18 protein-coding genes are annotated in these 15,851 nt (G+C 70.5%); 4 read left to right on the top strand and 14 right to left on the bottom strand.

Annotated features, from left to right (window positions below; all coding sequences use genetic code 11):
- The first annotated feature begins 52 nt into the window (after positions 1-52).
- Complete coding sequence (locus OXR63_RS06655; protein ID WP_267421172.1) at positions 53-688, top strand: hypothetical protein; 636 nt, start codon at positions 53-55, stop codon at positions 686-688.
- Here OXR63_RS06655 and OXR63_RS06650 read toward each other — a convergent pair.
- Together OXR63_RS06650 and OXR63_RS06645 are read right to left on the bottom strand one after the other, a co-directional pair.
- Entirely contained in the window at positions 581-1,243 is a 663-nt protein-coding gene (locus tag OXR63_RS06650) for a response regulator (protein WP_267421171.1), read from the bottom strand. The genes OXR63_RS06655 and OXR63_RS06650 overlap by 108 nt on opposite strands.
- Entirely contained in the window at positions 1,240-2,418 is a 1,179-nt protein-coding gene (locus tag OXR63_RS06645; protein ID WP_267421169.1) for a sensor histidine kinase, read from the bottom strand. Before OXR63_RS06645 ends, OXR63_RS06650 begins: the two co-directional genes overlap by 4 nt.
- A gap of 146 nt (positions 2,419-2,564) precedes the next feature.
- Between OXR63_RS06645 and OXR63_RS06640 the strand changes: the two genes are divergently transcribed.
- Complete coding sequence (locus tag OXR63_RS06640; protein ID WP_267421166.1) at positions 2,565-3,122, top strand: hypothetical protein; 558 nt, start codon at positions 2,565-2,567, stop codon at positions 3,120-3,122.
- Positions 3,123-3,138: 16 nt separating this feature from the next.
- A complete protein-coding gene (locus OXR63_RS06635) occupies positions 3,139-3,663 on the top strand; it encodes a hypothetical protein (RefSeq protein ID WP_267421165.1) in 525 nt (174 codons plus the stop codon).
- Between the two features lie 86 nt (positions 3,664-3,749).
- On the opposite strand, the gene OXR63_RS06630 is transcribed toward OXR63_RS06635, so the two are convergent.
- The 3 genes from OXR63_RS06630 to OXR63_RS06620 form a co-directional block, all read right to left on the bottom strand.
- Positions 3,750-3,944: a ferredoxin gene (locus OXR63_RS06630; protein WP_123293815.1), complete on the bottom strand. Its 195-nt coding sequence runs from the start codon at positions 3,942-3,944 to the stop codon at positions 3,750-3,752.
- A complete protein-coding gene (locus OXR63_RS06625) occupies positions 3,941-5,218 on the bottom strand; it encodes a cytochrome P450 (protein ID WP_267421163.1) in 1,278 nt (425 codons plus the stop codon). Before OXR63_RS06625 ends, OXR63_RS06630 begins: the two co-directional genes overlap by 4 nt.
- A 61-nt stretch (positions 5,219-5,279) precedes the next feature.
- Positions 5,280-6,533: an NAD(P)/FAD-dependent oxidoreductase gene (locus OXR63_RS06620; RefSeq protein ID WP_267421162.1), complete on the bottom strand. Its 1,254-nt coding sequence runs from the start codon at positions 6,531-6,533 to the stop codon at positions 5,280-5,282.
- 107 nt (positions 6,534-6,640) lie between these two features.
- On the opposite strand from OXR63_RS06620, the gene OXR63_RS06615 reads away from it, so the two are divergent.
- Positions 6,641-7,180, top strand: coding sequence for a cysteine hydrolase (locus tag OXR63_RS06615; protein WP_267421161.1), 540 nt, complete (start codon positions 6,641-6,643; stop codon positions 7,178-7,180).
- Between the two features lie 559 nt (positions 7,181-7,739).
- On the opposite strand, the gene OXR63_RS18360 is transcribed toward OXR63_RS06615, so the two are convergent.
- The 9 genes from OXR63_RS18360 to OXR63_RS06570 are packed head-to-tail and all read right to left on the bottom strand — an operon-like array spanning position 7,740 to position 15,807.
- Positions 7,740-8,303, bottom strand: a complete 564-nt coding sequence (locus tag OXR63_RS18360) for a DUF4913 domain-containing protein (RefSeq protein ID WP_267421160.1) — start codon at positions 8,301-8,303, stop codon at positions 7,740-7,742.
- The gene (locus OXR63_RS06605) at positions 8,287-9,912 is read right to left on the bottom strand and encodes a type IV secretory system conjugative DNA transfer family protein (protein ID WP_267421159.1); all 1,626 of its coding nucleotides are present in this window, start codon (positions 9,910-9,912) and stop codon (positions 8,287-8,289) included. Before OXR63_RS06605 ends, OXR63_RS18360 begins: the two co-directional genes overlap by 17 nt.
- The gene (locus OXR63_RS06600) at positions 9,912-10,637 is read right to left on the bottom strand and encodes an HNH endonuclease family protein (RefSeq protein WP_267421158.1); all 726 of its coding nucleotides are present in this window, start codon (positions 10,635-10,637) and stop codon (positions 9,912-9,914) included. The genes OXR63_RS06605 and OXR63_RS06600 overlap by 1 nt, the downstream gene beginning before the upstream one ends.
- An 8-nt stretch (positions 10,638-10,645) precedes the next feature.
- Positions 10,646-10,867, bottom strand: coding sequence for a hypothetical protein (locus OXR63_RS06595; RefSeq protein WP_267421156.1), 222 nt, complete (start codon positions 10,865-10,867; stop codon positions 10,646-10,648).
- A gap of 2 nt (positions 10,868-10,869) precedes the next feature.
- Positions 10,870-11,256, bottom strand: coding sequence for a hypothetical protein (locus tag OXR63_RS06590; RefSeq protein ID WP_267421154.1), 387 nt, complete (start codon positions 11,254-11,256; stop codon positions 10,870-10,872).
- A 42-nt stretch (positions 11,257-11,298) separates the two neighbouring features.
- Positions 11,299-12,381, bottom strand: coding sequence for a C40 family peptidase (locus OXR63_RS06585; protein ID WP_267421152.1), 1,083 nt, complete (start codon positions 12,379-12,381; stop codon positions 11,299-11,301).
- Between the two features lie 3 nt (positions 12,382-12,384).
- Positions 12,385-12,846, bottom strand: coding sequence for a hypothetical protein (locus tag OXR63_RS06580; protein ID WP_267421151.1), 462 nt, complete (start codon positions 12,844-12,846; stop codon positions 12,385-12,387).
- Between the two features lie 7 nt (positions 12,847-12,853).
- Positions 12,854-14,233: an AAA family ATPase gene (locus OXR63_RS06575; RefSeq protein ID WP_267421149.1), complete on the bottom strand. Its 1,380-nt coding sequence runs from the start codon at positions 14,231-14,233 to the stop codon at positions 12,854-12,856.
- 59 nt (positions 14,234-14,292) lie between these two features.
- Positions 14,293-15,807, bottom strand: a complete 1,515-nt coding sequence (locus tag OXR63_RS06570; protein ID WP_267421146.1) for an ATP-binding protein — start codon at positions 15,805-15,807, stop codon at positions 14,293-14,295.
- Between the last annotated feature and the right edge of the window lie 44 nt (positions 15,808-15,851).

Raw genomic sequence — 15,851 nt, 5'->3', positions numbered from 1 at the left:
CAGCCTCGTGATGGCGGGGTGGAAGGTCGTCCTGTTCTGCGCCGCTCCCTCGTTGTTCCTCGCCGCGACCGTGATCTTCACGTTCGGGGTTGCAGCCGCGAAGATCTGGGCCGTCCGCCGATACCGGCTGTCGTTCGCGTTCGATGCGACGAACGGTGACCGGATGCGGTTCCGGCAGGCCGGCCACCGGTGGATCGGGGGTGCGGTGACCGCAATGTCGATCGTGTTCATTGGGTGCAGCGTGCCGATGCTCGTCGGACGAGCGCACCCGGTGCACTACGACAAGTGGGTGGCAATTATCATCGCGTCGGCGACGTTCGCCGAGCTCGGAATTGGGGTCTGCGGTGCGGTAACCGCGCGCAAGGACGGGGAACCGCTCGTCGAGGCGACGAAGCTCGTGAACGTCGCCGCCGCGGTGGTCCTGCTCGTGCTGACCCAGTCGGCACTGCTCTCGTTCGCGGGTAGCGTCGAGGAGGCTGCTGCGTTCACTGGGGCGAGTGGGGTGTTCTTCGGCGGCGTGGCTGCAGTGATGGGGCTCGCGATGGCGCTGCGACGGTTCCCTGATACGCCGGCGCCGACCTCAGTCGACCAGGCCGGCCTGGAACGCGAACGCCACGAGCTGGGCCCGGTCGCGGGCGTCGACCTTCGCCATGGCCCGGTTCACGTGGGTCTTGACCGTGAGTGGTGAGAGGAACAGCTCGGCGCTGATGGCGTCAATGCCCTGACCTCGGCTGACCATCACCACGACGTCGCGCTCGCGAGCGGTGAGGGCCACGAAGCGCCGGGTCATCTCCGGGTCGACGGAGGACGCGGGGGTGAGGGCGACCTGTCCGATGAGGGCCGCTGCGGCCGCCGCGGACAGCGCTCCTCCGCCCGCTGCCACCTCCTCGATCGCGGCGACGAGTTCTGCGGGTCCCGCGGCCTTGCTGAGGAACCCGTTCGCCCCGGCGCGTAGCGCCGCGAAGACGAGTTCGTCCTGGTCGAAGGTCGTCAGCATGACGATGCGCACCTGCTCCGCGGTGCGTTCCGCGCGGATCCGTCGGGTCGCTTCGACGCCGTCGATGCCCGGCATCCGGATGTCCATCATGATGACGTCCGCCGGGACCGACAGTGCCGTCTGCACCGCGGCGAGCCCGTCTCCGGCCTCGCCGACGACCTCGATGCCGTCCTGGCGGTCGAGGATCGCGCGGAGCCCCAGTCGGATCATGTCCTGGTCGTCGATCAGGATCACTCGTGTGGTCATCGTGCTCCGTTCGCGGTGGGGAGGTGGGCGCGGACGACGAACAGCACGCCGTCCGCCGCGGCCTGGACGGACCCTCCGACGGCGGCGACGCGTTCGCGCATACCGACCAGCCCGAGACCGCCAGTCCGACCCGCGACGGGGTCGTCCGCCGGGGTCCGCCGGCGGGGGGTGCGGACCTCGAGGACCAGGTCGTCACCGGCGCGGGCGAGGGTGACGGTCGTCCGGCCTTCGCCGTGCCGGTGGGCGTTGGTGAGCGACTCCTGCAACACGCGGTAAACCGTCACACCGATCGGCACGGAGACCGGGCCGACGTCGTCCAGTCGGGCATCGACGTCGAGGCCGATCCGTTCGTACGACGCGATGAGTCCGCGGAGCTGCTCGATGCCGGGGGCCGGAGCCGTCGGGTCGTCGAGGTCGGTGCCGCTGCTCGACGCCGAGCGGAGCACCGTCAGGACGTGCTGCGTCTCCGTCAGGACGTTCCGCACGCCGTCCCGGGCGGCATCCAGCGCGCGCCGGGCCTCGTCGGCCCCGGCGGGCAGGGTGACCTCGGCGACCCCGAGCTGCACGCTGACCACCGCGATCTCGTGCCCGATGACGTCGTGTAGGTCCCGCGCGATCCGGACGCGTTCCTCGGCCACGCGGCGCTCGGCCTCGAGTTCGCGGGTCGCGATCGCGTCGGCTGCGCGTTGCTCCAATGAAGCGCGGTACTGGTGCTGCACGCGGAGCCCCGAGCCGATCGCGACGCCGGCAACGACGGAGATGAGTGCGCCGAGCGCGGTGGGTACTGCTCCGCCGGCCCCGGGTGCGAGGAGTGTTCCGATTACGACCCCGGGTGCGACGATGCCCGCTCCGCGGACCGGATGGCCCTCGCGTGACGAGACCGCGAACAGCAGCAAAACGGCGCAGCTCCACGCCACGATCGGTTGCCAGCCAGACAGCCCGCCGAGGACGGGTGCGACCGCTGCCAGCGCGAGGGCCACCCACGGGGTCCAGGGCGCCATGACGGCCGCGAGCACCGTGGCCGCGACCGCGACTCCCGGTCCGGGGCCCGACCCCGAAGCCACCACGCGGCCCGACTCGATCGTGCACGCGAGCAGGACGACGGCAGCCGTGCCGCGGAACACCCAGCGGTCGTCCGGACGCCACGAACCCCAGATCGCCCGCAGTCGCCGCATGCACTCATCCTGGCGTGCCGGCCAGCGGTCCGGCTACTGCGAACGCAGTAGTCGGGGCTACCACCGATCGGGGATCTGTCCGCGGCCCGTCCCCGGGACGATCGACACCAGGCCGGAACGATCCGGCACCGACCGGAGGGACCACCATGACGCTGACCACGACGAACACCGCCCCCACGACCTACGACTACTGCACGATCAGCATGCCGCGCGGGAAGGACGCCCTCTACGCCGACACGTACCGCAACTTCGGGTGGACGCCCGACGGCGCGGACCACACGGCCGGGCCGACCCGTCGGCACGTCCTCGGCCTCCGCCGCGAGCGTTCCGTCCGCTCCGTGGAACTGACCGAGCTCCAGCAGAACGCCGAGACCGCCCTTGCCACGATCGACGCGCTCGAGCGCTCCCGGGTGACCGCGGCGCGGGTGGTCGCGTATGCCCTCGGTGCGATCGGCAGCGTCCTACTGGCTGCTTCGGTGTTCGCCATGCAGGACACCGTTGCCGTCCCCGACCTGCTCGGCGGGCTCGACCCGGTCACGGTGTTCCTCGTCGGAGCCGGCGGACTGGTCAACTGGGCGACCGCTCCGGTGGCCTTCCAGGTTGTCCGCGCGGCGCGCACCAAGCGAATCCGTCCGGCCATCGACCGCCAGTTCGACGTCGTCTACGGCGCGTGCGAGGCGGCCAGTCGTCGCCGTCCCGCCTGAGCGCGGCCCGAGCCCGATGACGAACACCATCGACCGGACCGGCGCTGTCCTAAACGCGCCGGTCCCCCGCCACCTGGAGACCCGGGTGCTGTACGCACCGACCGCGTTCGTGCCACTGCACCGGCACACCCTGGAACAGTTCGGCTGGACGGTGACCGTGCAGGGCGGACGGCTCGGCACGACGTCCCTGCTGCTCCAGCGTCTGCGCACCCGGCCAGACCCGGCACGACCGATCCTCGAGCGTCGTGCCGAGCGTGCGCTGGCCCGGATCGCTGCCCTCGAGCAGCAGCCCGCACGGCTCGCCGGTGTCGTCGCCATCGCCGGTTCCGCGGTAGCCGTGCTGGCGGTCGCGCTCGGCGGTCTGCTCGCCCTCGGCGGGGATCCGACGCTCGTGCCGGTCCTCGTCGGTGCCGGCGTGTGGATCGCCGCCGTGGCTGCAGCGCCCGGCATCCGGTCGTGGCGCACCGAGCGGAACCAGGCCGCACTCAGCCGGGAGTACGCCGCGATCGACGCGTGCACGCACCCGGCTGTCGGGTCGTGACGGCGGCGGAGCCCCGCGCACAGCGCATACACGACGGCCCGGTGGGATCCCCCACCGGGCCGTCGTGTGTGCCGGGAGCCGCCGGGTCAGTCCGCCAGACGGATCGCCAGGGCCGGGCAGACCGCCGCGGCGTGGCGCACCGCCTCGACCTGGTCGTCGGCGACCTCGTCGGTCAGCAGGACGGCGATGCCGTCCTCGTCCCGTTGGTCGAACACGTCCATCGCGGCCATGACGCACTGGCCGCTGGCGACGCACTTGTCCTGTTCGAGGATGACCTTCATGACTCGTTCCCTCCGGTGGTCGAGCTCGCGCTCGTGGTGGTGTGGTGGTCGACGGGGCACCACGTGACGGGGAGCTCGTACACCCCGTAGACGGCGCCGTCGTGCTTGAACGGGACCTCGTCGAGCGGGACCGCGCGAGCGAGGGTGGGGATGCGACGGAACAGCGTCGGGTACACGACCTGCAGTTCGACCCGGGCGAGCGGCTGGCCCAGGCACTGGTGCACGCCGAACCCGAACGCCACATGGTTCCGCGGGTTGCGGGTCAGGTCGAGCCGGTCCGGGTCCGGGTAGACGTCCGGGTCCCGGTTCGCCAGGTCCGTCGCGACGATCACCCCGTCACCGGCGCGGATCGTGGTGCCGGCGACGTCGAGGTCCTCGGCCGCCACACGCTTGCGTCCGTCGTGCGTGATGGTCAGGTAGCGCAGGAGTTCCTCAACCGCCGAGGCGACCAGAGCCGGTTCGGGGTCGTCGAGCAGGCGATCGCGCTCGTCCGGGTGCTCGAGCAGGGCGAGCGTGCCGAGGGCGATCATGTTCGCGGTCGTCTCGTGCCCGGCGATGAGCAGCAGGATCCCCATCTGCACGGCCTCCCCCTCGGTCATATCACCGGCGGTGACGCGGCCAGCGATGTCCGTGAGCAGGTCGTTGCCGGGTTCCGCCGTCTTGCGGCGGAGCAGCGACGTCAGGTACGCACTGAGCTCGCGGAACGCCTCCTGCCGTTCGTCGTCGGTCGTGGTGCGGCGGATGATCGTCTTTGAGTGCGCCTGGAACCGGTCATGGTCCTCGTACGGCACGCCGAGCAGGGCGCAAATCACCAGGGACGGCAGCGGAAGCGCGAACGCCTCGACCAGGTCGACCGGGTTCGGGCCGGCGAGCAGCTGGTCGATCAGGTCGTCCGTGATCCGCTGCACCACGGGGCGGAGCGCCTCGATGCGTTTGAACGCGAACGGCGCGGTCACCATCCGCCGTAGCCGGGCGTGGTCCGGGTCGTCCATCAGGATGAAGGACAGCCCTCCGCCACCGCCCGCGGCGCTGGCGGAGGGGTACCCCGGGTTGGCCGCATCGGCGCTCACGGACAGGCTCGACAGCACCTGCTTGCCCTCGTCGTAGCGGGTGACGAGCCACGGCTCGCGGCCGTCGGCCAGCGTCACGCGGTGGACGGGGCCGTCCTCCTGCAGCACGCGGGCCGCCGGCGGCGGGTCGAAGGGACACCCGGCGGTCCGCCGGTCCATCGGGAACGTGTCCGGTCGGTCGGCGGTGATCGGTGAGTCGGTCATGGTCTGCTCCTCTGTGTTCGGGTGACGGCCCCGGTCAGCCGACCGGAGCGGACGGCACCGGTCAGCCGACCGGTGCCGGGCTCTCGGCGGCAACCGCCGCAGACGCGGCAGACGCCGCTACCGGCGCGTACCGGGGACGCAGGCACATGCTGGCGATCCGCGCGTGCTTCGGCATACCCCACCCGAGCACCCCGACTGCCTCACCGGCGCGTTCGGCCACGGCGACGAACCGGCCGTCCTCCGGGTGCCCGTCGACGACGGTGACCCGGTCGGCCGGGGTCATCCGCCCGAAGACCTGCACGCGGGTGCCGTGCTGGTCCGTCCAGAAGTACGGCACCGGCGTGTACGGCACACGGCGCCCGAGGACGTTGCCGGCGACGACCTGCGCCATCTCGGTCGCGTTCGTACGGTTCTCGAGCCGCATCGAGCGCCCCGCACCGACGTGGTGGAAGCGGGCGACGTCGCCCACGGCCCACACGCCGGGTGCAGCGGCTCCGAACGCGTCGCAGTCGACGCCGTCCGTGACCTGGAGGCCGGACGTCTCGAGCCACCCGGTCATCGGGCGGGACCCCACGGCGACGAGGACGGCGTCGGCCGGACGGCTCAGGCCGTCGACGAACTCCACCGTGTCCGCGCGACCGTTCCGGCCGCGTACCCGCGCGGCGCGGACCCCGCCGAGCAACCGGATGCCGGCCACTTCGTGCTGTGCCGCGAGGAACCGCGAGCCGAACCCGCCGAGCTGCCCGGACATCGGTGCACGGATGCTACCCGCGAGCGTGACCTCCACGCCGAGGGACGCGGCGGTCTGTGCCACTTCGCTGCCGAGCACGCCGTTCCCGAGGACCAGCAGCGGCCCCCGCAGCGTCTGCAGCCGCTCGCGGAGCCGGTCGGCGTCGCCTCGGGTGCGGAGGACGTGCACCCCGTCGAGCCCGGCCCCCGGGATCGCACGCGGCGTGACACCGGTGGCGATTACTACGTGGTCGGCGGCCCGGGTGGTGCCGCTCGTCGTGCTCACGGTCCGGGTCGCGACGTCGAGGGCGACCGCACGGTCCCCGAGCACGAACTCGGCGTCGAGGCCCGCGAGCTGCTCTGTCGAGCGGAGCACCAGGGCGTCGGTGCCGATCTGACCGGCCAGGTACTGCTTCGACAGCGGTGGCCGGTCGTACGGGTCCTCGGTCTCGCCGCCGAGCAGTGTCAGCCGGCCGACGTGCCCGTGGCGGCGGAGCGCCTCGGCCGTCGCGACGCCGGCAGCCGAGGCGCCGACGACGAGGACGGATGCGTGGGGGTCGGTCCGAGGGACTCCGGTACTGGCCATGCTCCGAGCCTCGCCGGGCGCAGCAGTGCCGGACTACTTCGGGCGGACCGACCGGGATACCGCAGACGCAGTACGCGCCGCGCCCGGCGATCGAGCACCCTGGATCGGTGACCCGCACCCGCACCGAACACACCGCCCTGCTCGTCGTCGACCTGCAGGCCGGGACCGCACCGTACCAACGCACCCACCCCGTCGAGACCGTCGTTGCCAACGTCGAGACCCTCGCCCGCGCCACCCGTGGCGGCGGCGGCACGGTGGTATTCATCCGCCACGACCCCGCCGCGACCCCGGCAGGCGCGACCCAGTACGGCGGTGGCCCCCGCCCGGCCCCGGTCGCCTACGGCTCCCTCCTGCTCGAACGGGCCGACGACGACGGCAACATCACCCGCGGCGGGTGGAGCGCCTTCGCCGGCACCGGCCTCGACGAGCGGCTCCGCGCCGACGGCGTCACCGAGGTGGTCGTGGTCGGCCAGGCGACGACCTTCGGCGTCGAGTCAACGGCTCGGGCCGCGTACGACCTGGGCTACGCCGTCGTCCTCGTCGAGGACGCCACCAACGACCCGGACCCCGACGCCCACGCCGCCCGGTTCCGGTCGGTGTTCCCCGCCCTCGGCGTCGTCGTGCACACAGCCGACCTCGCAGGGTAGAGCGCAGCCTGAGCGATCGGGTGGAAGGAGCGGCGCTAACTCGACCTCTGCGCGTTAGACAAGTGCTTATAGAGGTCTCGCGGAGGTTCGAATGCGCACCGGTCAACGGACGCTTCGCTCTGAGGCTTCGATTCACTCTTTACGACCTCCCGAGCTCCTCACGAGGAGACCCCTTCGCGCGCGCGATGTCCGCCGCGCATGGCCTGAGTCGTACTGCACCACGAGGCGCCCCTCCGACCCTTGGACGAAGGGAGCCTTTTCCATGCCGGTGCATCAAGGCAAACGGACACATCGACCGCGGTGGCCCTATCGCATGGACGGCACATTCAGCTCGCATGGTGAATACCACCGACGACCACAGTTCACGTGCTGACCCTCGCTGTTCTCTGAGACGGCAAGCGTCTTGCAGATCACCAGAACCCCAGTCCGAGGCGTCCAGTGGCTTCAACGCATAGACCCTCCCGTCGGCCGATACGAACTTCCGCTGGCGCTGTATGAGGCGACGACCTTGCATGACCACGAATTGCGTCGAGAGCGTTGTTCAGCGGAGGGTCTGGGATCAGATCAGCGGTGCCTCATCAGGCGGTAGCTCCACCACGATCGGCAACGGCCTGCCGTCGTTGTCAGCGAGGTGTCCGGCCTGGTTGCAAGCGCGGAATGGTCCGTGCTGCTTGTCGAAGAGGATCCGGGCGTGGTGGTCCCAGTGCTGCACCCACCACGCTGACTTCGCGCCCTTGTCCTCGGACATGCGCTCGACTGCCTGCTGGTACGCCTTCCACGCGACGTAGAGCCGCTGCACGACCTCCGGGTGCTTCCACCACTCCGGGCACCACGCCGACTTTTGCGCGATGGGCTGCTGATACGCCTCGACCTGCCCAATCTGCTCGCTCACCCACTGCAGGAACGCTTCGCGGGGATCCGGCTTCGGCTTCCGTGGCGGTGCGGCCGCGGGGTCTTCCGGTCCAGACGGGAGGACCTTACCGGTGCTGGGATCCGCCGACAGCCCGTCCTCGTCGTTGAACAGCGGGGGCTCGTCCCCTCCTCCGCCGCCGGCGCCACTGGCTCCACTGGATCCGGGGCCGTAGCCGGCGGGCCAGCGGTCAGGATCAAACGGGGTCGACACGGCCGGTTCCCTCCGCAGTCGACGGCCGTGCTGCGGCCGTCTGCTTCTCCTTCAGGATCTTCCCGTTCTTCACTTCTCGGCCGTCGATCATCGCCTTGAGCACGTTGTCTAGGAACCACGGCCGGGTGCGGATCAGCACCGGCCCGACGTCGCTCCCGTCGAACACCGCCCGCCACTTCGGCAGGTGTGCGAGCACGTCGGGCGGAAGGATCGGCTTCGACTTCGACACCCGAGACCGCGTCGACCCGTTCTGGCCCGAAGACGTGTTGGTGGTCCACTCGTCGTAGTTGCCGATGCTCTCGGAGAACCGCTTCAGGAACGGCGACTGCGTCGACTCCCCGCCGCCGTAGACACGGATCGACGATGCGCTCCACAGGGTGTCGGCACCCTCGTTGCCGAACACCCGGACGATCTGCCCCCACGACTGGAAGTACATGCCGAGGATCAGGCCCATCGAGCCGTAGAACGAGACCACGTCGGGCAGCTCAGGCCACCGGACGATGTTCGCTACCTCGTCGAGCTCGAACACCACGGGCGTCGTGATGCGGCCACCGTCCGCGGCCGCCGCCCGCTCCCCCGCGCGGGAAATCGACCGCACCAGCGCCGCGACGAACGCGCCGCCCGATCCAGGACCGTTCCGGGAGATCAGCACTGCGGTGTCCGTGCCGCGGATGAACGCTTCGGCGTTGAACTTCCGCACCCCGGGCGCACTCGTCCACGCCAGCAGCGTGTCGTTGGCGATCGCGGACGCCATCCGCTGCGCGGTGGCGTAGACGCTGCCCCGCGTCTTGTCTGGTTGCCCCTGCAGGCCGACCAGTGCCGATGCCGGGCCGGTCTGGCCGTGCCTCTGCATGATCGCGCGGATCTCCGCGTGCTCCTGCTTCGTGATCCAGCTGTAGACCTGCCCGAGCCCCATCCCGTCGAGCTTCGCGGCGAGGAGGGCGTAGGCGAACAGGTCCCGGCCCTGCGAGTCGAACTGCGCGTCGCTCTTGCTGTCCGCGTCCTTGGTGCTCGCCTCAAAGATCGCCGCGAGCTCCTGCGCCGTGGTGAGGTCCTCGACGTCCCACAGCGGGTCGTAGATGAAGTCCGGCCGCGGCTCACGTCGGTACACCTGCGTCGGGTCGTACACCCACTGCTCGCCCATGCGCTTCCGGCCGGCGAGGACCTCCTTCACGCCGTCGACCTTGTTCGAGGTCATCACGGCCGGGCCGGGCGCCTCGAGCACGTGCCGGACGACGGAGCCGGTGGTCTTCCCTCGTCCGGGTCCGAAGATGTAGATCGCGACGTCCCGCCACCCCTGCCAGACCCAAGCAGATCCCGTCCCGACGAGCGTGCCGATCTTCTGCCCGGGCGGCAGGTCGACCGCGTTCGGGTGCAGCTGCTGGGCATCCTTCCGCCGGCGTGGGTACAGCACCGGTGCCAGGTTGTTCCCCGCGCGCAGGTGCCGTTGCATCCGGTCGACCGGATTGCGGCCGCGCGTGCGGACCAGGAACAGCACCCCACCGGCGAGAACGAGCACCACCACGGCGACGATCAGCGGCACACCCCACCACGGCCATTGGAACTGCTCGAGCGCCGTCTGGAACGGGTCCGGTGTCGTCGTCTTCATCAGTTGCTCCCCTGCTCAGCACATCCGGTGAGGGTGCGGTCAAGTGCGTGTTCGTCGGCAGTCCCGAGCGACAGCCGCCACTTCGTGGCCACGGCCACGAACGTTGTCGCGTAGGTGCACGCGTCGCCGGTGTTCGCCGGCATCCACTCCCCGGGACCTGCGTCGGACTTCTGCTCGTTCGCGGGCCCGCCGACCGCGGCGAGGTTCACCGGGTCGTTGGCGAACTGCTCTCGTTGCGCGGGCGTCCACGCCGCCGCTCCGTGCTGCCAGGCGAGCCCGAGCGGGTACCGGTGGTCGATCTGTACCGCCAAGCTCGACGTCTCCCCGCGGCGGAAAGCAATGGTGCGGCCCGTGTACGGGTCGTGCAGCGTCCCGGAGAGCACCACGCACCCGCGGGTGCCGGCGCGGGTAACAACGCCCGCGAGGTCTCGGCGCAGCACGTCGTTGCGGGTGTCGCAGCCGTTGCGGTCGACGTCGGCCCATGCCTGCCCGAACGCGGCCCGGTCGTACGCGGGCACGTAGGCGTCCGACACCGCCAGTGCGTGGAGGTCCTGCAGCGCATCCGACGCCGTGGCCGAGGACGCCGTGCTCGAGGTGGACGGCGCAGCCGTCGACGCCGGCAGGCTGTCACCAGTCGCCGTGCTCGGATGAACGTAGGGCGCGGCGATCGCGCCGAGGCCAGCGGCCGCGACGAGGACCGCCGCGGTGAGGAGGTGCTGCTTCATGCGGCGTCTCATCGGGGGGCCCTTCTCCGGTCAGCCGCTTTTGCCTCAGCAAGCAACTGGCGGACGCGGCGCCGGGACAGCCCGGATGCTTCCGCGACGCCGTGCTGGCCGAGCACCGGGACGGCGGCAACGATCATCTCGTCCCGCTCCCGGCGGGCCTTCTTGTACGCGTCGACGACGTCGTGCAGCGCATCCGCGACGCCGGTCATAGAGCGGCCGATCCCCGTCATGCTCACCACGTCCGTCCGGTCCAAAGCGCCACCGCCGGCACATCCCGCAGCCCGGGCCCGTCGAGCTCCAGCCCGCCGCCGAACCGCACGACCGGCTCGGCCGGCGCGAGGGCCGCCAGCCGATCGAGGACCGCGGCAACGCTGCCGAGACCATCGGTAAGTGCATCCACACGTCGGTACCGGTGGTCAGGCTCGTACTCCAGCAGGTCGACCATGTGCTCGGGAGCGGTGACCGCGAGCAGGTCCGGTGGCATCTCCCCCTCGAGCGGGGAGAACAACGCGCCGACCGACGCGGTGCGCCCTCGCCATACGAGCGTCGTCCCCTCGAGCGCGGCGAGGTCTTCGAGTGTCACCGTGGCCGCGTCGACGCGGTGCGTGAGTGCTGTCATGGTGTGCTCCTTGCTTCGTTCGTGTACCGGCGTCGACGGCGCTCAGAGGCCGTCGACGGGTCGCCAGACCTGGCCGTTGGGGGTGCCCCACACCTTCTGGATCTTCACGACGTCGCCGGGCTTGGGTGCGGCGATCATCATGTCGCCGCCGAGGCTGATCCCGACGTGCCAGGCGTCGTTGCCGCCCCAGAAGATGAGGTCCCCGGGTTGCGCTTCCGACAGGGGGTGCATCTGCCTGCGGGCGACGCCGTTGCGCCACTGTGTGGTGGCGGAGTGGCCGGCGTCGATGTTGATTCCGATCTGCGCGTAGGCGACCTTGGTCAGTCCGGAGCAGTCCCAGACGTTTGGGCCGGCGCCGCCGAGGACGTAGTTCTCGCCGAGCTGCTGCTTCGCGAACCCGATGACTTGGTTGATCTGCGCCGCGTGCGGCCCCGTCGCGGGCTGCTCGCCACCGACCAGAGCGTTGTTCGTGCCGCCAGCGGCGGCACCTGAGGCCGCTCCTGCGGTGCAGGTAGCGCCCTCGGTGGTCTGCGACACCGTCGACACCGTCACCGCGGACAGGGCGTTCATCATCTCGACCGCGTACGCCGACTTCGTCGCGTACGCGTCGGGGAACGCCGATCCCTCGACGGCCTGAGCCGCCTCCCCCGGGTTCATGGTGTCCCAGCCGGGCACCTTCACCAGGCGTTCGTAGAACTCAGTTGTCGCGTAGCTGATGTCGGTGATCTGCGCGTGTGTTCCCCACCCCTGGGAGGGGCGCATCTGGAACAGGCCGGCGGAGTCGCGGTCCCCGCCAGAGAGGTTGTTGAGCGTGGACTCGGTCATCGCGGCCATGAGCGCGGTCTGCTGGGCGTGCTGGGTGAGCCCGCGCTGCTTGCCGATCGAGATGATCGCCGCGGCGTTCTTCACCTGGTCGCCGGAGTAGGGGCCGATCTTCGCGGGGAGGTTCCCCTCCTGCACCGCTACGGCGGTACCGGACACGGTGCCCGTCGCCCCGCAGGTCGCGGCCGCGGCGTCGTCGTCGCCGGCGCCGGTGATGATCGTGAACAGCACCACGACGACCAGGACCACGCCGAGGATCGGCGCGAGCGCGACGATCGCGATCATGCTCCCCTTGCCGCCCATGAGCTACTCCTGTCCGGCGTTGATGTAGGACGCCAGCCACGGGTCCCGCTTGGTGTCGCGGTGCAGCGTCACCGTCACGGGACCGCCCGTGGAGGCGGTGAACTGGTACGCCCGGTCCGTTGACGTCTGCTGGTCCCCTACGGGCTTCCCGTCGTCGTGGACGTCGGCGCACGGGACGTTCGCTGGCCGGACCGCCGAGTAGAGCTGCCACGCATCGGGGGTCAGGTACGGGGTGAGTGACCGCTGCCAGTTGTTCTTTGTCGCTTCGGGCTGGCAGAACCGCTCAGCGACCGCGTGAGCGACGTCTTCCGAGGTCGGCGCTGCGGAAGCCGAGGGAATGGGTGACGACGTCGAGCTGGCGTCCTCGCCGCGGTGCGGAAGGTGTGCCCTGACCGCGAGAAGAATGAGCGCGATCGCAATGACGCCCAGCAGTGCAATCGCGATCGCGAGGTTCTTCTTGGTCATGGGCGGGTCAGAGCCCCTTCGCGACGGCAGCGCCGGCGGCGAGCCAGGCGCGCTGCGTCTCCGGTCGGAGGCCGCCGTAGTTGATGATGTCTGCGCCGAGGCCCTTGTCGTAGGGGATCGTGACGACGTCGCGGGCGAGGCCGGAGAACCCGGACGCCATCTTCGTCAGCTCCGCGTCGGGCAGGTCGTGCTTGTGCTTGCTGACCACGACGACGGCCTTGTCCGCGAGGTCGGCGAAGTGACCGCCGCGGGCGTGGAGCCCTTCAAGCAGGAGCGCTGCGGACTCGGCCGCTTTCGCTTCCCCGATCGTCGGGACGACGATCTGGTTCGCCCGCTCGATCGCGCGGAGCCACATCGGGTCCGTTTCGTCGTTGCCGGAGTCGATGAACACGAGCCGGTAGAACTTCGCGGCGACGTTGTGGATGGAGTCCACGGTCGTCGCGTCGAAGCGCTGCTCGGTGGCGAGGACCTCGGGCTTGGAGCGGAGGACGTCGTACCGGTCTCGGGTCTGGTGGTGCACGTAGTGCGCGAGGTCCGCCGACTGCGCGCCGGTGCCGAGGAGCCGTGAGACCTGCGGGAGCAGGTCGAGGATGCTCGCATCGTGTGGGCCCTGCTCGGTGGACCAGCCAAGGGTCCCGCGGGTCTGGTTGTTGTCCCACGCGAGGACGCCGGCGCCGCCGTGGCGGGCGAACACGCTCGACAGGCTGATGGTCGTCATGGTCTTCCCGACGCCACCCTTCCCGTTGACGATCGCGATCGTCCGCGGGCCGGGCCAGTGCTGGCTCACCAGCCGCGTCCAGTCGCGTTCTGCGCGCTCCGCGGCCGACGGTGAGACTCGCAGGCCCATCCGGGCGAGGATCCCGCGGAGGCCCTGCGTGGCGGGTTCCTCGACCGCTTCGCGGGTGAGGAACGACTGCCGAGCTTCGCGACGCGTCGACGGACCAGCGTCGACCTCCGACGCTGCCGGCGAGGTCGCCGCTGCCGGTGCGACGCGGAGCGGGTCGAGGGCAGGAGCGCCGGCGGGGGCGAGGCTGACCGGCTCCCCGCCGAGCTCACGCACTACGTCGACGTACTCACCTCGAGGTGCCGCCGGGACCGCCGGTGCTGCGGGCTGTGCTTCCCACGGGGATCCGGCGGCACTGTCTGAGACGGCACCAGTGACGGCCTCGATGGTGCCGGCCCCGTCGATGCTGAACAGCGTGTCGGCGCCCGTGCCGGCGTCGTAGCTGTGGACCACGACGGCCGCGCCAGTGCTCGCCGCTCGCGCGGTGAGCCACCCGATCGCGTCGGGGTAGGTGCTGGAGCCGGTGAACGTGGCGTCCCCGATGGTGATGTGGTCGCCATTCGCGACCAGGTCGTAGTCGACGTGCACGGTGCTGTTCGGCATGATCGTTCGTCCTGTCTCTCGGCTTGTCGTCTCTGGGTTCGTCGTCTCTGGGTTCGTCGTCACTGGTAGCGCTCGTCGGTGTCGTGGAGGGCCATCTGGGTCTGGGTGCGGAGCATCTGCACGGGGATCCCGACGCGCTCGGAGATCTTCAGCAGCACCTTCCCCGCGCCGGGAGGGGCACCCTTGGTGCCCTTCTGCCGGCGCGGGGACCGCCACGTCTTGGAGGAGTTGAACTTCGCGACGAGGTCGATCTCCTTCGGCGTCAGCGACCGGACCTTGCTCAGTTCGTTGAGGTCGTCGCGGCTGAGCGCCATGAGCATCAGCAGGCCGGAGCGTTCGATGAACCCCTTGGCCTTTTCCCGGTCGTCCGCGTTCGGCAGCGACAGCAGGTCCTTCGGGGAGTGCGACACCTTCAGCTCCGCAGCGCCGACGCTGCGGTTGGTGCGAGACAGGCCGTCGACGAGGTCGACCATGCCCTCGCACGCGCGGATCGGGTACCAGAACTCATCCATCAGCGACGTGTAGCCGCCCCACGTGACCTGCGCTTGGTAGCGGTCGCCGTTGGCGTACGCCTCGGCTTCCTTCGCGAGCTCGTGCTGCGCGAGCTCCCAGTGAGCGTCGATCGCGTCCATGCCGAGCGACCAGGTCGACAGCATCGCCGCGGAGAGCAGCTTCGTGTTCCCCTGCCCGATCGAGGACGTGTCGAAGCAGAACCCGCCCGGGTTGCCCGGTTCGAACTCGATAGAGTTTGTGCCGGAGAGCATCTGCCCCATCTGCCCGGTCATCAGCGATCGCAGCGACTCCCCGAGCCGCGCGAACCGGGTGTGGAACGCCTCCGGGTTCGACAGGCCGGTCCGCTCGAGCATGAGCGGGGGGACCTCCGCGAATGCACGCACCAGGTCCGCGGTGACCGCGGTCTCGTTCGGGCCGACCTGGTTCAGGATCGTGTCGACGATTGCCTCGACGGCGGTCTCCTCGATGTCGCTCAGGGGTTCCCGGCTGCCGCGGCTGATCTTCACGCACAGCTTCACCAGGTCGATCGACTTCGCCCGCGCCAGCTGCAGCAGCTCGGCGCCCACCTTCCCGCCGATGCGGCGGGCGGCGTAGCCGAGGGGGCCGGGCGAGAGGAGGTTCAGTTGGTGGCGGGCCTGCGGGCCGATGGAGAACACGGTTCCGCCGAGCTCCTCGATCCACGGCACGTGTTCGCCCTTGATTGGGTCGAAGATCGCCGGGGTGAGGCCGCGGCCGACCTGCCCGCCGATGAGCGTCTGCGCCGTGCTGGACTTCCCGTTGCCGTTCAGGCCGAACAGGAAGGCCGAGGGCGAGGAGATGATGTTGGCCCGGTAGAGGGCGTCATGGTCGGTGCACACGGCGGTGTGGGTCATCATGTCCTCGCCGAGCGGGGATCCGTCGATGGGACGCCCGGTGCCGGCACCGAACGGGTAGATCCCGCACACCTGCACGCTGGTGGCGTACCACCGTGGTGGCTGCGGCATCTGCTCCCACCCACCACCGTTTGGGGCGAAGAACCCCGACGGGGTCCGGGTGAGCCGCTTCGTCATGCTCTGCGCCATCAGGCTGCGCTCCTGTCCTGGGGGTGGGTCTCGTCGGTGCTGGC

Source organism: Curtobacterium sp. GC_Cur_3 (assembly GCF_026544205.1).
In the GTDB taxonomy this organism is placed as follows: Bacteria; Actinomycetota; Actinomycetes; order Actinomycetales; family Microbacteriaceae; genus Curtobacterium.
This window is presented reverse-complemented; position numbering and strand designations above follow the sequence as displayed.

Excerpts from the sequence above, each read along its gene's own strand:
- OXR63_RS06650 (WP_267421171.1), bottom strand. The coding sequence starts at position 1,243 with ATGACCACACGAGTGATCCTGATCGACGACCAGGACATGATCCGACTG.
- OXR63_RS06645 (WP_267421169.1), bottom strand. The coding sequence starts at position 2,418 with ATGCGGCGACTGCGGGCGATCTGGGGTTCGTGGCGTCCGGACGACCGC.
- OXR63_RS06640 (WP_267421166.1), top strand. The coding sequence starts at position 2,565 with ATGACGCTGACCACGACGAACACCGCCCCCACGACCTACGACTACTGC.
- OXR63_RS06635 (WP_267421165.1), top strand. The coding sequence starts at position 3,139 with ATGACGAACACCATCGACCGGACCGGCGCTGTCCTAAACGCGCCGGTC.
- OXR63_RS06630 (WP_123293815.1), bottom strand. The coding sequence starts at position 3,944 with ATGAAGGTCATCCTCGAACAGGACAAGTGCGTCGCCAGCGGCCAGTGC.
- OXR63_RS06625 (WP_267421163.1), bottom strand. The coding sequence starts at position 5,218 with ATGACCGACTCACCGATCACCGCCGACCGACCGGACACGTTCCCGATG.
- OXR63_RS06620 (WP_267421162.1), bottom strand. The coding sequence starts at position 6,533 with ATGGCCAGTACCGGAGTCCCTCGGACCGACCCCCACGCATCCGTCCTC.
- OXR63_RS06605 (WP_267421159.1), bottom strand. The coding sequence starts at position 9,912 with ATGAAGACGACGACACCGGACCCGTTCCAGACGGCGCTCGAGCAGTTC.
- OXR63_RS06600 (WP_267421158.1), bottom strand. The coding sequence starts at position 10,637 with ATGAAGCAGCACCTCCTCACCGCGGCGGTCCTCGTCGCGGCCGCTGGC.
- OXR63_RS06595 (WP_267421156.1), bottom strand. The coding sequence starts at position 10,867 with ATGACGGGGATCGGCCGCTCTATGACCGGCGTCGCGGATGCGCTGCAC.
- OXR63_RS06590 (WP_267421154.1), bottom strand. The coding sequence starts at position 11,256 with ATGACAGCACTCACGCACCGCGTCGACGCGGCCACGGTGACACTCGAA.
- OXR63_RS06585 (WP_267421152.1), bottom strand. The coding sequence starts at position 12,381 with ATGGGCGGCAAGGGGAGCATGATCGCGATCGTCGCGCTCGCGCCGATC.
- OXR63_RS06580 (WP_267421151.1), bottom strand. The coding sequence starts at position 12,846 with ATGACCAAGAAGAACCTCGCGATCGCGATTGCACTGCTGGGCGTCATT.
- OXR63_RS06575 (WP_267421149.1), bottom strand. The coding sequence starts at position 14,233 with ATGCCGAACAGCACCGTGCACGTCGACTACGACCTGGTCGCGAATGGC.
- OXR63_RS06570 (WP_267421146.1), bottom strand. The coding sequence starts at position 15,807 with ATGGCGCAGAGCATGACGAAGCGGCTCACCCGGACCCCGTCGGGGTTC.